12 protein-coding genes and 1 pseudogene are annotated in these 14,878 nt (G+C 53.9%); 9 read left to right on the top strand and 4 right to left on the bottom strand.

The annotated features are described in order from the left end of the window. Nucleotides 1-44 precede the first annotated feature (44 nt). From ACR0MI_RS05740 to ACR0MI_RS05730, 3 genes are all read left to right on the top strand, one after another. Nucleotides 45-1,484 (top strand): alanine/glycine:cation symporter family protein, encoded by a 1,440-nt coding sequence (locus ACR0MI_RS05740; protein ID WP_170612468.1) that lies wholly within the window; start codon nucleotides 45-47, stop codon nucleotides 1,482-1,484. Then, nucleotides 1,462-2,421 (top strand): glutaminase, encoded by a 960-nt coding sequence (locus ACR0MI_RS05735; protein WP_170612470.1) that lies wholly within the window; start codon nucleotides 1,462-1,464, stop codon nucleotides 2,419-2,421. The genes ACR0MI_RS05740 and ACR0MI_RS05735 overlap by 23 nt, the downstream gene beginning before the upstream one ends. Nucleotides 2,422-2,687: 266 nt before the next feature. Next, nucleotides 2,688-3,524: an amino acid ABC transporter substrate-binding protein gene (locus ACR0MI_RS05730; protein WP_170816880.1), complete on the top strand. Its 837-nt coding sequence runs from the start codon at nucleotides 2,688-2,690 to the stop codon at nucleotides 3,522-3,524. 627 nt (nucleotides 3,525-4,151) lie between these two features. Here ACR0MI_RS05730 and gcvA read toward each other — a convergent pair. Then, entirely contained in the window at nucleotides 4,152-5,087 is a 936-nt protein-coding gene (gene gcvA, locus ACR0MI_RS05725) for a transcriptional regulator GcvA (protein ID WP_170612474.1), read from the bottom strand. A 141-nt stretch (nucleotides 5,088-5,228) separates the two neighbouring features. On the opposite strand from gcvA, the gene ACR0MI_RS05720 reads away from it, so the two are divergent. The 4 genes from ACR0MI_RS05720 to ACR0MI_RS05705 all read left to right on the top strand — a co-directional run bounded on the left by ACR0MI_RS05720 (nucleotide 5,229) and on the right by ACR0MI_RS05705 (nucleotide 8,831). Further along, complete coding sequence (locus tag ACR0MI_RS05720; RefSeq protein ID WP_170612476.1) at nucleotides 5,229-5,870, top strand: PNPOx family protein; 642 nt, start codon at nucleotides 5,229-5,231, stop codon at nucleotides 5,868-5,870. Between the two features lie 13 nt (nucleotides 5,871-5,883). Next, nucleotides 5,884-6,846: an alpha/beta hydrolase gene (locus tag ACR0MI_RS05715; protein ID WP_170612478.1), complete on the top strand. Its 963-nt coding sequence runs from the start codon at nucleotides 5,884-5,886 to the stop codon at nucleotides 6,844-6,846. 116 nt (nucleotides 6,847-6,962) lie between these two features. Then, nucleotides 6,963-7,802 carry a PhzF family phenazine biosynthesis protein gene (locus ACR0MI_RS05710; RefSeq protein WP_170612480.1) on the top strand — a complete coding sequence of 280 codons (840 nt, stop codon included), beginning with the start codon at nucleotides 6,963-6,965 and terminating at the stop codon, nucleotides 7,800-7,802. Between the two features lie 252 nt (nucleotides 7,803-8,054). Then, nucleotides 8,055-8,831: an alpha/beta fold hydrolase gene (locus tag ACR0MI_RS05705; protein WP_170612482.1), complete on the top strand. Its 777-nt coding sequence runs from the start codon at nucleotides 8,055-8,057 to the stop codon at nucleotides 8,829-8,831. A 178-nt stretch (nucleotides 8,832-9,009) separates the two neighbouring features. Here the strand turns inward: ACR0MI_RS05705 and ACR0MI_RS05700 are convergent, their stop codons facing one another. The 3 genes and pseudogenes from ACR0MI_RS05700 to ACR0MI_RS05690 all read right to left on the bottom strand — a co-directional run. Next, nucleotides 9,010-9,585: a lipid-binding SYLF domain-containing protein gene (locus ACR0MI_RS05700; RefSeq protein ID WP_480853869.1), complete on the bottom strand. Its 576-nt coding sequence runs from the start codon at nucleotides 9,583-9,585 to the stop codon at nucleotides 9,010-9,012. Between the two features lie 443 nt (nucleotides 9,586-10,028). Beyond that, the gene (locus ACR0MI_RS05695) at nucleotides 10,029-11,354 is read right to left on the bottom strand and encodes a TAXI family TRAP transporter solute-binding subunit (RefSeq protein ID WP_170612486.1); all 1,326 of its coding nucleotides are present in this window, start codon (nucleotides 11,352-11,354) and stop codon (nucleotides 10,029-10,031) included. Between the two features lie 67 nt (nucleotides 11,355-11,421). Further along, nucleotides 11,422-11,956 (bottom strand): annotated as a pseudogene (locus ACR0MI_RS05690) (transposase); the annotation flags it as partial. Between the two features lie 281 nt (nucleotides 11,957-12,237). On the opposite strand from ACR0MI_RS05690, the gene ACR0MI_RS05685 reads away from it, so the two are divergent. Together ACR0MI_RS05685 and ACR0MI_RS05680 are read left to right on the top strand one after the other, a co-directional pair. Further along, the gene (locus ACR0MI_RS05685; protein ID WP_170612488.1) at nucleotides 12,238-13,254 is read left to right on the top strand and encodes a substrate-binding domain-containing protein; all 1,017 of its coding nucleotides are present in this window, start codon (nucleotides 12,238-12,240) and stop codon (nucleotides 13,252-13,254) included. Between the two features lie 98 nt (nucleotides 13,255-13,352). Continuing rightward, on the top strand, nucleotides 13,353-14,867 hold the full coding sequence (locus tag ACR0MI_RS05680) for a sugar ABC transporter ATP-binding protein (protein ID WP_170619046.1): 1,515 nt from the start codon (nucleotides 13,353-13,355) through the stop codon (nucleotides 14,865-14,867). Nucleotides 14,868-14,878 lie beyond the last annotated feature (11 nt).

Below are 14,878 nucleotides of genomic sequence, written 5' to 3'. Positions count from 1 at the left end.
ATTTTTGCCTTCCGGGAAGTGTTTGAATTCTCAAGAGGCGCGCAATGGAAATATTGGTCAACGGCATAAACACGGTTCTTTGGAACTACGTATTGATTTACGGACTTCTTGCGACCGGTATCTTTTTTACAATTCGTCTTGGCGCACTTCAGTTTCTCCATTTTGGGGAAATGGTGCGCGTGCTCACTTCTGCAAGGAGCACGGACAAAAGAGGTATTACTCCTTTTCAAGCCCTGACAGTGAGCCTGGCTTCACGTGTCGGTACTGGTAACCTGGCTGGCGTAGCCGTGGCCCTGACCTTGGGAGGTCCAGGCGCCATCTTTTGGATGTGGATCGTGGCATTGGTTGGAATGGCCACGGCTTATTCTGAAAGTACTTTGGCCCAACTCTATAAAGTCACATCGTCCAACGGAAGGTTCAGGGGAGGTCCCGCGTTCTACATGGCCAACGCCTTGAATGCGCCTTGGGCTGGAGTCGTTTTCTCGATCTGCCTGATTGTCAGCTTTGGTTTGGTTTTTGTCGCCGTCCAATCCAACTCGATTGCCGAGGCTTTCGAGGGCGCGTTCGGGCTGAACAAGTTGGTCGTTGGCATAGCGCTTGCTGCAGCCGCAGCGGTAGTAATATTCGGTGGAATAAGAACCATCGCAAAGTTTGCAGAGATTGTCGTACCGCTTATGGCGGGTCTCTACCTCTTGCTTGCCTGTGTTGTCGTAGTCCTGAACATTTCCGAAGTACCCGCTATGTTGTGGTCGATTGTTGCCGGGGCATTTGGCCTTCAGGAAGCTGCCGGAGGCGTGACAGGAGGTGTCATGGCTGCAGCACTTAACGGCATCAAACGGGGGCTTTTCTCAAACGAAGCGGGCATGGGTTCAGCACCAAACATTGCAGCAGTCGCCACACCTGATCCTCACCACCCTTCCAGCCAAGGATTCGTTCAGGCATTTGGGTGTTTCGTGGATACGATTTTGGTCGCAACGGCCACTGCATTACTAATTCTTCTATCAGGCGCAATCGAAATTGATGGGCCTACCGGAATGCGACTTACTCAAGACGCGGCCGCGGTCCATCTTGGTGAAATCGGCCGCCACTTTATCGCGGTTGCTATCGTCTTTTTTGGTTTCACATCCATCCTGGGTAATTACTCATATGCCGAAAACGCGATGACGTTCCTAAAATTGGAAGGGAAGCTGCCAATTTACGTCCTGCGATTGGGCTGCCTCGCAATGGTTGTCTGGGGCGCTGTGCAAGCTGTTGCCACAGTCTTCAATTTCGCGGATGCGGCCATGGGAATAATGGCAACCATCAATTTGGTTGCGATACTGCTACTGTCCGGCACCGTCTATAAACTGACGGTAGACTATTTCTCGCAACGCCGGCAGAACCTTGAGCCTCGCTTTGTTGCCAGCAAATTTCCCGAGCTTAGTAAAGGTGTAGATCACACTGTCTGGACGGAGGAGATTCATGCCGAAACTCAAAAACACTGACAGCGAAAAGCTTCAGGAAGTCTTGGACGATATTGCAGATCGCATAGCCGGCATGTCTGACAGGGGGAAAGTCGCGCAGTATATTCCAGAACTCGCCACAGTCGATCTGAACCAATTCGGCATTGCCGTTGCACCCGTCAACGGTGCGTTAGTGTCCGCTGGAGATGCTGGCAAACTCTTTTCGATTCAGAGCATCTCAAAAATGTTCTCGCTTACAGTGGCGCTGCAACGGGTTGGCGCCACTTTGTGGCAAAGAGTTGGCCGGGAACCATCCGGCGATCCATTCAATTCCATCGTTCAGCTAGAACACGAGCGCGGAATCCCAAGGAACCCGTTTATCAACCCCGGTGCGATCGTAGTGGCCGATGTTCTGCTCGAAGACCGCTCTTCTGACGAGGCCATCAACGACCTATTGAAGTTGTGCCGAGAGCTTTCAGAGGACGAGTCGATTGAGGTCGATGCGTCAGTTGCGGAATCTGAGATGCGAACTGGATCCAGAAACCGTGCGCTTGCCCATTTTATGCAGGCGGAAGGGAATCTTAAGGCGCCGGTAGAGGATGTTCTGTCTCTGTACTTTCGCCAGTGTAGCATCGCCATGTCTTGTGAACAGCTGGCTTTGGCAGGTCGATTTCTTGCCGCAGCGGGTCAAAATCCGGCCAACGGCTCTGCAGTATTGTCCGCGCAAAGAGCAAGAAGAGTTACTGCACTGATGATGATGTGTGGATCATACGATGCTTCAGGCGAGTTCGCCTTCCGTGTTGGCCTTCCAGCGAAAAGCGGCGTAGGCGGCGGCATCTTGTGCGTTGTACCTGGTATCGCATCTGTAGTCGCATGGAGCCCTGGGCTCGATCCAAAGGGCAATTCTCATTTGGCAACCATCGCATTTCAAGAGTTGGTCCGCGCGACAGGGTGGTCTATCTTCGGACCAAGTGCGTAACCGAAGTTGGGTGAACTGGGTTCAAGTGAATTGAATTTTGCTTCAATGACCGACAATGAACACCAGGGAAGTGAAACCTGTCTCCCAATTTCCAAGTTCAATTCTGTCACGTTCTTTTCGCAGAGAAATACTGCAAGGTGGTTACACAGTCCTCGCCTAGGAACGAAACACGTCACATTTGTGCTGCTTGGATTTGTAGGTGGCGGTATTGCGTAACTAAAGGCAGGCAAATTTCAAAACGTGCCTCGGCTAAAGAAGGAAAACCCATGCGCTTGCTTTCAGTACTTTTTGTTTCGGTTCTATTCACAACCGGCGCAGTTGCTCAGACAATCGAAAGAATAACAAATAATAACGAAATCCGATTTGGTTTTCGAACAGATGCTGCTCCATTGTCTTACGTTAACGACCAAGGTCGGCCGTTTGGTCTGTCACCATTAATTTGCGATCAAGTAGCGCAGGCTGTTGCGAAGAAACTGGATCTAAAGGACTTAAACGTTCAGTTCATTCCGGTCGACTCCAAGGACCGTTTCGACAAAGTTGCCTCCGGAGAGATAGATATACTTTGCGGGGCAGCGACTATCACGCTTTCTCGTCGCGAAATTGTTGATTTCTCAATCCCTACCTTTGTTGATGGTACTTCCATATTGTTACCAATCGAGGCTGAGGGCACCATGAGCGCACTCGCGGGGAAAAAGGTTGGCATGAGAAGCGGCACAACAACTGAAGCCTCCGTACAGAATACATTTGATGCCGCAGGCATCGACGCCAGGATGGTTCGGTTTGCTTCACATCCAGACGGAATCAAGGCGCTCCGAGACGGTAATATCGACGCGTATTTTGCAGATCAGTCGATATTGCTAGTCAACTATATTGCTGCGGGACTGAAAGGCAAATTCAAGTTATCCCAAGAAATACTGACGATAGAAAAGCAAGGGTTAGCCATCGCGAGGGGCGATGATGACTTTCGACTGATCGTTGATACTATTCTGTCCGAAATGTATGCCCGGGGCACTATGGAAGAGATTTTTCGCACCGCGTTGCCAGGGATCGAGCCCAGCGAAGCTTTAAAAGCTCTGTATATTATTGCGCCTACTAATCCTTGAAACGCATCACGTGGAACATGTTTGTTGCGATTTAATTGGCCATTGCAATGGAGGCCGGTTTGCCCGCGCAGCGGTCATTTAGGAACTACTAACGACCGGCCGATTAGGTTCGAGCGCGACTGGCACGCGAGACACCCTCATCCCTCCCGTGTCCATGTGTTCAAAACGATCGACAATGACCTGCCAGCCCGCATCTCTCAGCAGAACAGCAACGCTACGGTAACCGTAGCTGCCGTATTGCCGCGACAGTGCGATCTTGTCAGCTACGAGACGAACTTCGTCTTCCCTTGCACGTGGCTGATACCGTAGTGTCGAACGATGCTGCCCCGGCAGACAAGCCACCATGATACCGACGTCACCGTTTTCCAGGAGACACTGGGAGTTGCCAATGCGACCCTTTGCGTGTTTTCGCGCTACAGTGTGCACGTCGAAGTGTTAGAGGCGGTTAGCCTTGGTTAATCTGGTGTTAAGTAAGTCTCGTTCTTGCCATTGGTTAGCATTTGACCAAGGGCGACTAAGCTGAATTGCGCAGTAGTGGTTAGGAACGGCGGAAGACTGACATTTGCCGCGTTCTCGCAATACTGCCCTCGTCGCCTGCATCCCAGCCATTCGCAGCAAAAGGAAGCTCTAAGATCTGCTCGAACTCACGCTTTCCATTTCGGGGTCTTTGAGCTCTCGCAACATCCAATCGCGAAGCGCGGCAATATTTGGACGTCGAGAATGCGCCTCTGGATAAACAAGGTGAAATGTGGACCCGAGAGGAATTGCCAGATCAAAAAGTTCAACCACGCGCCCGGCCTGGACATCTTTTGCAGAAAGAAACCGCCAACCCAGAACAACGCCAGCGCCATCGATGGCGGCTTGCAGCCCATGATCCGGAAGGCTGAAATGCATCCCACGCGTGGCGTCCACGTCTTGCGTACCGCTGGTGTCCAGCCAAGTCTGCCAAGTTGGCGCGTTGGGATCAAAGTCCATTGAATGATTGTGCAGCAGAACATGTTTCCTCAGATCAGACGGCGTTCTGATCGCATTTGGCCCTTCCAGCAGGCGCGGGCTGCACATCGGGATCACGGATTCATCAAAAAGCTTGATGGCTTCAAGACCGGGCCATTCTCCATGCCCAAGCCGAATGGCGGCGTCAAAATCGTCGCGCTGGAAATCGACAAGACCAAGGCTCGTCGAAATCCGCACGTCGATATCGGGATGCTGAGAATAGAATTTCTGCAGCCTTGGGATCAACCACATGGCGGCAAATGTAGGCGCCACGGTCAACGCCAACGAGCCCCCCTTGTCCGCTTCTGCCACATGCTCCATCGCCTGATCGAGGTTGGCAAACACTGTTTGCAGCTCCTTGGCCAAGAGCTGCCCCGCCTCGACAAGGACCAGGCCTCGCGCTCGCCGTCGAAAAAGAGAAACACCGAGAAACCCTTCCAATTTCTTAATCTGGTGACTGATCGCGGCCGGCGTCACTGACAACTCTTCGGCTGCTGCGACAAAACTGAGATGGCGTGCGGCGGCTTCAAAGGCGCGAAGCGCGTTGAGGGGATAGTTTTTCCGGATCATATCTTTGGCTAAGTTTTTCTAATCCTGCGATAGATATAGTCGTTTGTCAAACCGCCCAGGGGCGCACAAATTTGACACTACAAACGGCCCACTCGGGCGGATCACTTAAAAAAACTAACTAACGTCCGAAAGGAAAACGCTATGGCACGAGCCTTCGCGACCATCGCCTTTACGCCCGCTGTCCGCTTTCAGCAGTCACAAATGGGTTCGGCGGAGACATACAGCAAATTCTTGGCCAACGACGTGGCATACCCCGATGAGCTCGGCCCCCAAGAGGTCCGCTTCATCGCCGAACGAGACGGGTTTTATCAGGCTTCGGTGTCCCAAACTGGGTGGCCATACGTCCAATTCCGCGGCGGCCCGACCGGCTTTCTGAAGGTGCTGTCATCACAAACGCTCGGCTACGCCGACTTCCTCGGAAACCGACAGTACATCAGCACCGGGAACCTATCGGGCAACGATCGGTTATCGATGATCCTAATGGACTACCCCAACCGCCGCCGACTGAAAATCTGGGGACGTGCTCGCCTGATTGAAGGCGCCGACAATCCCGAAGTTCTGGGTCAGTTTCACGACCAATCCTATCCGGCGCGTCCCGAGCGCGCAGTCCTTATCACCGTTGAGGCCTTCGACTGGAATTGCTCCAGCCACATACCGCGTCGCCTCACCGTTGATGAGGCACATGAAGAGATTGCGGTGTTGCGCCGTGAAAACGAGGCCCTGAGGGCCGAATCCATTGCCATGCGTGCCTTCAAAGCGCCCGGCTCTCCAACCAAACCCTGAAAGGAACTGATCAATGACAAAACGGTTGCACCCTCCCGCGCTTGCAGCGCTTCTTGCTGCTACAACACTTTTGCCAGCGGCCCTGCCCAACAATGCTATCGCGGCTGAAAGCCCATTTGCAGTCAACATGAAGTCGATGGATATCGACGGGCACACCATTGCATATCGCGAGGCCGGAGACCCCTCGAACCCTACAGTCCTGCTTCTTCACGGCTTTCCCACTTCATCGCACATGTTCCGCGAACTGATCCCGATCTTGGCCGAAGAGTACCACGTGGTTGCTCCAGACTATCTTGGCTTCGGTGCATCGGACATGCCTTCCGCCGAAAGCTATGACTATAGCTTTGCCAATGCAGCAAACACAGTCACGCGTTTGATCGACGCAAAAGGGGTCGATAGCTACGCCGTCTATCTGATGGATTACGGCGCGCCCATCGGCTACCGGATGTTTGCCGAACACCCCGAACGTGTTACCGGCTTTATCATTCAGAACGGCAATGCTTACGAAGAGGGATTGCGGGAGTTCTGGGACCCAATCAAGACATATTGGGCCGACCCAAGCGCCGAGAACGGCGATGCATTGCGCGGCTTCCTGACCCTTGACGCTACCAAATGGCAATTTACCCACGGTGTTGGCGACGTCTCGACGGTAAATCCCGACAACTTCTGGCACGTCCAGTATCTGCTTGACCGCCCAGGAAACCAAGAAATCCAGCTTGAGATGTTCTTGGACTACGGTGCCAACGTCGCGGAATACCCAAAGTGGCAGGCCCTGTTCAGAGAGCATCAGCCTCCGGCGCTGATTGTGTGGGGAAAGAACGACCACATCTTCCCGGCTGACGGTGCCCACCCCTACAAGGCTGATCTAGATGACGTGGAGTTCCATCTGCTTGATACAGGGCACTTCGCTCTCGAGGAATATGGCGATGTCATTGCCGTCGAGATGCAAGATTTCCTCGCACGCATCAATGAATGACCGTAACCGGCCCTGGCGTGTCACTACGCCGGGGTTTCAATGCGCACGAGCAGAATTGGCTTCGCGGCTCCTGGCTGACTGTTCCAAGGCTGCAACGGCAGAAAAGGACCAAGATCATGAAAGATAAAACGAACCAGCATGTTTTCCGTGTTGCGGCCTTCTCCGATGGCTCCGAAGGTGGCAATCCCGCGGGTGTCGTGGTCGGAGAATCGCTTCCCTCCGAGTCCGAGATGCAACGTCTTGCAAAGGAAATCGGTTATTCCGAAACTGTATTTGCCGCGCCCCAGAATGACGGTTGGCGGGTGCGGTTCTTCTCCCCGGAAGAAGAGGTGGCTTTTTGCGGGCATGCCACGATTGCACTAGGTAGCGTGCTGGCCGAGCACAATGGGCAGGGCTTGATACCGCTCAACATGAACGCGGGCCGCATAACCGTCGAAACAAATGCTGACGGAAGCACCACTCTGACATCGCCCGCCACCCGTAGCGCCGCGGCGGATCCGGCCCTATTGAGGGCTGCGCTTTCTCTATTCGATCTCAAAGAGACTGACCTTGACCCCGCCCTTCCTTCCGCGCTCGCCAATGCGGGAAACAACCATTTGCTAATTGCGCTTCGAGACAGGCGCACGCTTGCAAAGATGTCTTATGATTTGGCCGAGGGGGCGCGGTTGATGCGGCAGTATGATCTGACCACGATCAACCTTATTTGGTCGGAAACGCCGCGCCGTTTTCACAGCCGCAATGCATTCGCAATCGGTGGCGTGTTCGAAGATCCTGCGACAGGAGCCGCCGCCGCTGCGCTGTCGGGGTACCTTCGGGATATCGGCTGGCCTCATGACGGCGAGATCAAAATCGTGCAGGGCGAGGACATGGGAGCAAGGTCATTACTTCATTCAATCATAAGCGCCACGCCGGGTGAAGGAATTCGAGTCTCGGGGAGGACCCGGTTCTTGAAATGATAGCACAGCCCATGCCTTCAGGCCTCCCAGGGCGCTACCCTCAAACATCGCGGGCTTCCCGAAACAGCCGCCCAAGCTGATGACAAAACGGCTTTGTCCGCAGAGCGGTTGTTCGGTTAAACTTGCCCTGGGTCCGCCTTGTAGACGTAGAGGATCAAGGCACCTTGCCGCCAAATTAGATCTGGCAAAATCTAAATGGGCCATCCGACGGCATCGCGTCCGTCTTCTAAAAGTCATCCGTGGAGATTTTGAATGCCGAAAAAAGCCAGGCCTCCGGTACTTCTATTGACAGGTACAAACGCGGCCGCGTGGACGATGGAGAATGTTCGTGCGTCCTATGAGGCATCGGGATATGCCTGCCACAGCATGACCTACCGCTATCATGACCTTCCAACCGGTCCAGAGCGCGATAACAAACTGGTCGGGTTGAGTATCGCGGATTACGTAGATGACGCGAGGCAGTTCATCAAAGAAATCGGCGAGGCTCCGGTTGTCGTAGGTCACTCCCTTGGCGGCGTCGTTGCACAACTGTTGGCGGCTGAACGCGCGGTGAAAGCAGGCGTTCTTCTCAACAGCAGCGTGATGAACGGTGTTTTGGCAACGACTGACGGAGAACGTGATCTGGGAAAACTTTTCATTTCGTCCGGTGCTTTCTGGGAACACGCGCTTGGACAGGACTTAGATCTTCTTTCAAAATACGGGCTGAATACACTGCCGGACGATCTACAGCGCGACATTCACGCACGTCTTGGCACCGAGTCCGGTCGCGTGCTGTTTGAACTTGTCTTCTGGATGTTCGATGCGCGCCAGACGACCCTGATCGATCCTGAAAAGGTAACCTGTCCTTTGCTTTTTGTTTCGGGAACCGAAGACAAGGCAGTTGCAACAAGCACGGCAAGGAACATGGCTTCCCTATATGAAACTGCAGATTTTCTAGTCGCAGAGGGGGCTTGTCACTACCTACAGTTCGACGAAACATGGCCCCAGACAGCCCGGAAGACGCTGGAATGGCTTGAACGGGCTGTCTGAAGACACTGCCGTGGACGAGAAATGTCGCAGCCGTCAAGTGTGGCTCTGAGAAAGCCCCTGATGTTCTTGCGAAGAATCGAACCCGACCTCCCAGTTTTTGAATGCTCGGCACCAACAAGTTTTCGCGGAACTCAGATCTATTTTGGGTTCCGCGAAACTTCGTTTATTACGTTCCGAATTACTGTTCGATTTCGATTTTTTTGAAACGAGACCCTTTCCAGCTCACATCGGCCATCAAACCCTTTTGGCCAAAAATGAAGGATACAATATCGCTTTTGAGGTTAGTGGTATCCAAGTCGCCTCCAGCGCCGACTTTGGCGACGGCCACTGATGCATCCACACCCAATTCCCACTCGCGGTCATTGCTGGTGAACTTTGCCAACGCGTCGTCTGTATTCAGCGCCAAAATCATGGAATGAGACTGTATTCCGGCGATGAACCCTCCCTTTACGCCGAAGGTGTTGTAGTACAGCTTTTCATTGGCTCCGGTGACCAGCACACATCGACCGCCTTCGGCGCCAAAACCAAGGCCGGCTTTGGTGATGCTCGGACAAACCAAAACACCCTTGGCACTCGCCAGCACCTCGTCGGCACCTTTTGCATCGGCTTTGAACTGGGCTAAAGTTGCGTCTGTTTCAGCGTCGAGCTTTGCAGCGTCTTCTGCCGTGAATTTAGCGGATGCCGTATTCGCAAAGGCAAAGACAAACAAAAAGCTAGCAAAGACGACCATCAAACGATTATTGAATGCGTACATTTTTTCCTCCCTAAAGGTCAGGAACCGAGAAATCGGTTTGCGCGTGCAAACTGCACAGAAGTATTAATACCAGACCCCAAATGAGTCACCTAGACAGATACTCAATACATGCGTTCCTCAGAATTCCTCCACGTCTATTAGGTTTGGATTGAGTTCAACGCGGTCGTCTGAGCGCTTCTGTCTGATGCCCAAGAAGCGGCTGAAACCGGACGCTCAATTCCAGTCAGCACTGCGGAAACCTCTGCCTTGACGTCCCACTGACCGCTATACGGAAACCGGACATAGGTTTGAACAGGTCCTACATCCGAATTGCGGGCGAACCGGCTTTTGTTCGAGGCGCGTTTGACGGTGCAACATAACAACTCAGCCACGAGATGCTCCCAACCAGCATTTCTGTCTCCAGACCTCGTGGAGCGAAACGAGATGGTTTACTGCGACAAAAACTAGGGCTCTTGGCGCCTACTGGCGCGGTGGCGTTCGATTTCCTGAGCAATAAGCTCGATGTGCAGCCGCGCGTCGTAGGCCTTCTGCCGGTAAGCGAGTGGCAAGTTCAAATTCGCGAGTGTCGCAGATACGTCATCGAGTTTCTTCGCTACAGCTTCAATCTCCTCGGCCGTCGCAGCGTCCTCGATTTCTGCTTCAAGCGATGCAATGTGTTGATAGTGTCGCCAAACTCTTCGGTTTTGAAACCACACGTAAAGGGCCGGGACGAGACGCAGCAGCGGCGCAAGGAATAAAATCGGCAAGAGAAAAAGCAACACCCGACCAAACTGGGCCGCAACCCAAAATGGAAAGATATCGTGAAGAATGTTGGGCCCAGAGTTGATCATGTGCCAGGCGACGTCATTAATTGGGGCCGGAGGGGAATTGGTGTTTGGAAACTCCTTGGCCGCTCGCAGAACGGTTCGGTCTGCGTGGATCTTGTTTGCGCTATGAACAAGCCTGTCGACAACAGCCGGGTGCAGCTCGTTTGTCGCGATCATCGATGCAGTCAAAGTCAGTATTTTGACATCATGCGCGGGTCGCGGCGGGGCCAAAGAGGTTGACCCGGCTGGAACAACAACGGAATGGCCGCTGACAAATCTGAAAGACAGGGCGTCGATCAAGGCCATTTGGATCAGATCCAACTTGGGATCGACTATGGCCTCTGTCAGGTATGGCGCATCCAGAGGCGACACAAACAACGCTGCATCCGCCTCGCCAGCACGCAACGCGTCTATGGCCTCGAATCCGCCAATTTCCTGCAATTCGATGCCCGAGTCCTGAAGGCCCGCGGCTTCTATGAGTGCCAGTGCTGCGGCACGTGTGCCTGATCCGACTTGTCCAGCAGCCAAACGAATCCCGCGCCAATCTCCGGGATATCGGCCAACTTGCGCGGCGGAACGTCTGAAAATCACCAGCGGTTCAGGGAAGAGAGCCCCGAGTGACTCTAGATTCTCTCCTCTGGGAAGAGGAATGCCGCCCTGCACAAAGGCAACGTCCACATCTCCGTCAATGAGCCTTTGAATGTTCTCGACGGAACCAGCAGTTTCCACCAGCTCTAACGATATGTCGTCCCTGGCAAGCTTGGACTGATACTCGAGGCCAATCCGCCAATACCCGCCGTCTTTTGGCCCAGTGGCAAGCCGAATGTTCTCGGGCGGAACAAGGCTACTGATAAGAAGAATAACCAAAACAACAACGAAGACGGGTACAAGTAGGATATAAAACAGTCGCATCGGTCTTCTTTGAAGTTGACGAGATCTCGACGATGATCTGTTTTGTTGCAACTGTTTGTCAATTATTGAGCGCGTGCACCCCGTATCAATCAGGCGCGTGGATCAGGCGTCGGTCATCAAATAGACATTCGACACGATTGTCGTTCACTCCGCTGCCGGCATCTTTCAGCGAAGCCGCAATCCGGCGACAACCGTGGCGGTCTTATTGTCGGGTGAGTTCGATCATGTCGGCAGCCAGCCGGTCTTAAACGGCACGGCCTCTTGGAACCGTGCGCTGCGTCGAACGGTTTTTACGCAACCCTCGACAGGCCCACGCTCTGAGTTGTGGAACTGACTTCGCACATGTTCAATGCAGGCACGACGACGCTAAGGGCTTAGTAGTTTGCCCGCTCGGCCTCCGAAAGGTTCAATTTATCCAGCGTCGGATCGGACACTGCCTGGCACAGACGCTCATTTTCCTTCTGAAGGCGCTTTAGTTCCTTCAGTTGGTCAGTTCCCATACCGCCATATTACTTCCGCCAGCGATAGTCCTTCTGCTTGGTTATTTGCACTTGGCGAATGGCATCTACACGTCGCATCCCTTGACCGCATAGCACCTCAACCTGCCGTAGTTTCCCGACGATCTCTTCCGGTGTGTGCCGCTTGATACCCATATTTGACCCTCCGTTTCCAACAATACGGGCAGACCGCTTCAGTGGCGGAGAATTACTGAAGTCCGGTACGCTACGTTCCCTTTCAAAGATAGCCATCCAGAGTATGGTGACGAAATAAATTTCAAGGACAAAAATTTTTGTCAAAAATTATTGACGCCACCGGTGCATCACCCTTAGACAGGGAGTGTGCAATAAACATCACACATAGAAATTTCTTGCACAGTTGGTGCTGAACGAACAATGCGCCGCAGTCGCAGGAGCATTCTGCAGGGAGGAAACCAATGAACATCAAGAAGGCAAACAGTATTATTGCGTCCGCCGCGTTGGCGGTTGCCGGGGCTTCTGCCGCGCCAGCGCAGGCCGAAAGCATCATGTGCGAACCCGATGAGACATACATCATGAACGTGATGGTCTCGGGTCATCCCTATTGGGTGCCGGTATACCAGGGCTTCAAACAGGCTGCCGAGGCGTTTGGTTGCAAAACCGTGTTCTCAGGCACGCCGGATTACGACATCACCAAGCAGATCGCCTCGTTCGAGCAGGATCTGGTGAAGCAGCCTGCAGGTGTTCTGTTGCACCCGATGCAGTCCGATCCATTTATCGAGCCGATCAATCGCGCTGTCGACAATGGCACCGAGATCGTCACCTTTGCCGCCGACAGCCCAAGCTCAAAGCGCACCGGCTATATCACCTCGGACAACCATGCCGAGGCGAAGTTCGCGGCTGAAGAGATCGTCAAACAAGTAGGTGACAGCGCCGAATACGCGGTTCTCGAGAATCCGGGACAGTCAAACCACGATCTGCGCGTCACGTCGCTGATTGCATACATGGAAGACAATTATCCGAACATGAAACTGGTCGGACGTCAGGCCACGAACCAGGACAGCAATGCGGCCTACCGCGCGACAGCCTCGATCATTCAGGCCAATCCGAATGTGGCGGCGATCTGGATTCCCGAAGCAGGTTCTGCCGAAGGTGCTGTTGCGGCGAAGCTGGAAGCTGGCTCGGACCTTCTGATCATGCACGCGGATGTGACGCCCACCACGTTGGAACACATCCGAGCGGGCAACATCCACATGTCGCTGAACCCAAACCAGGGTGTACAGGGCTTCATGGGCTTTATGGCGGTGCATCTGGCAAACCGGTCGGACATTTTCGATCCGTTCAACGATTGGCGGACCAGCGGTTTCAACCCGGTACAGATACCGTTCGTGGACAATGGCTTTGCAGTCATCACTAAGGACAACGCGGACAGCTTTGACCTGAACGTCTACATGGAAGGTCGTGATCCGGCCTGATCCGAGAGCTCCCCGACGAGCCGCCCGCGCAGTTCCAAATCAGTTCGCGGGCGGTTCAGGACATCAATCAAAAAAGAGACACCCGAACAGGTGGTGCAATGCAAGACGATGTGATCCTTCGGATATCGAACCTCAGCAAGTCCTTTGGCCCGGTCAAAGCGCTGCGCGGGATCGACTTTGAACTCCGCAAAGGAGAAATCCACGCGATTGCAGGGGAAAACGGTGCAGGAAAATCGACACTGATGAACGTCATTGACGGGATTTTGCAACCGGACAGCGGCCAGATCGTTCTCGACGGCATGCCGGTCAAAATCTCGTCACCCACGATGGCGCAGCAACTGGGTATCGGCTTTGTCCATCAGGAGATCGCTCTGTGCCCGGATGTGTCGGTGGCAGAGAACATCTTCATGGCCAAAACCAATATCAGCCGGTCATGGCTGATGGATTACAAGAAACTGGAGCGTGATGCGGTCGATGTGTTCCGCCAACTCAGCGACATCGATCCTTCGGTTCTGGTTAAGAACCTTTCGATCTCCAACCAGCAACTGGTTGAGATTGCAAAGGCCCTGACGCTGGATTGCCGCATTCTGATCCTTGACGAGCCTACAGCCGCACTCACGGAATCCGAGGCTCGGACACTGTTCGGGATCATGCGCAATCTGGCGGATCAGGGGATTTCCATCATCTATATCTCGCATCGAATGGTTGAGATCTTTGACAACTGCGACCGGGTTTCGGTGTTCCGGGATGGCCAGCACATCGTCACGCGGAATGTGGCCGACATACAACCCGGTGACGTGGTGAATGCAATGGTCGGACGGGTGATCGATGACCTGTACCCCAAGAAACAAGGCACCCCGTCAGACGAGGTGATCCTGGACGTGCGCAACCTTACCGAGGCGACGCGGTTCCGCGATATATCGTTCACCCTGAACAAGGGTGAAATCCTGGGCATTGCAGGACTTATCGGTGCAGGCCGCAGCGAGATCGCAAAGGCAATCTGCAAGCTGGAAGGGGATGCGTCCGGACAGGTTTGGCTGAATGGCGAAGAACTCAGGTTGCGCAACTATCAGGACAGTATCGCCAAGGGGATGGTGTACCTGTCCGAGGACCGCAAAGGCGATGGGGTTTTCCTTGAATTGCCAATCGCCGCCAACGTCTCGGCCCTGAAGCTTGAACAGGTGGCCAACGGACTTGGCCTGATCCAACCCGCAGCGGAAACGGCCCAGGCCGAAGCGCTCGGGCGCACGCTGAACCTGAAATGCGGATCGTTGAGCGACCCGGTGTCCTCGCTTTCGGGCGGAAATCAGCAAAAAGTGGCGCTTGCCAAGATGCTTTCGGTCAACCCGCGTCTGATTTTTCTGGATGAACCGACCCGCGGTGTCGACGTTGGCGCAAAGTCTGAAATCCACCGCATTCTGCGTGACCTCGCGAATGAGGGCGTGGGGATCGTCGTGATTTCTTCGGAACTGCCCGAACTGATTGGTGTCTGCGACCGTGTGCTGGTTGTGCGTGAAGGGCGCATCAGCGGGCAGGTCACAGGCGACAAAATGACGGAAAAAAACATCATGCATCTGGCTTCCATTGCGGAAGTGCAGGCTTCGGTCGCATGAGCGGAGGGACG

It is taken from the genome of Ruegeria sp. D4, assembly GCF_056534475.1.
This window is presented reverse-complemented; position numbering and strand designations above follow the sequence as displayed.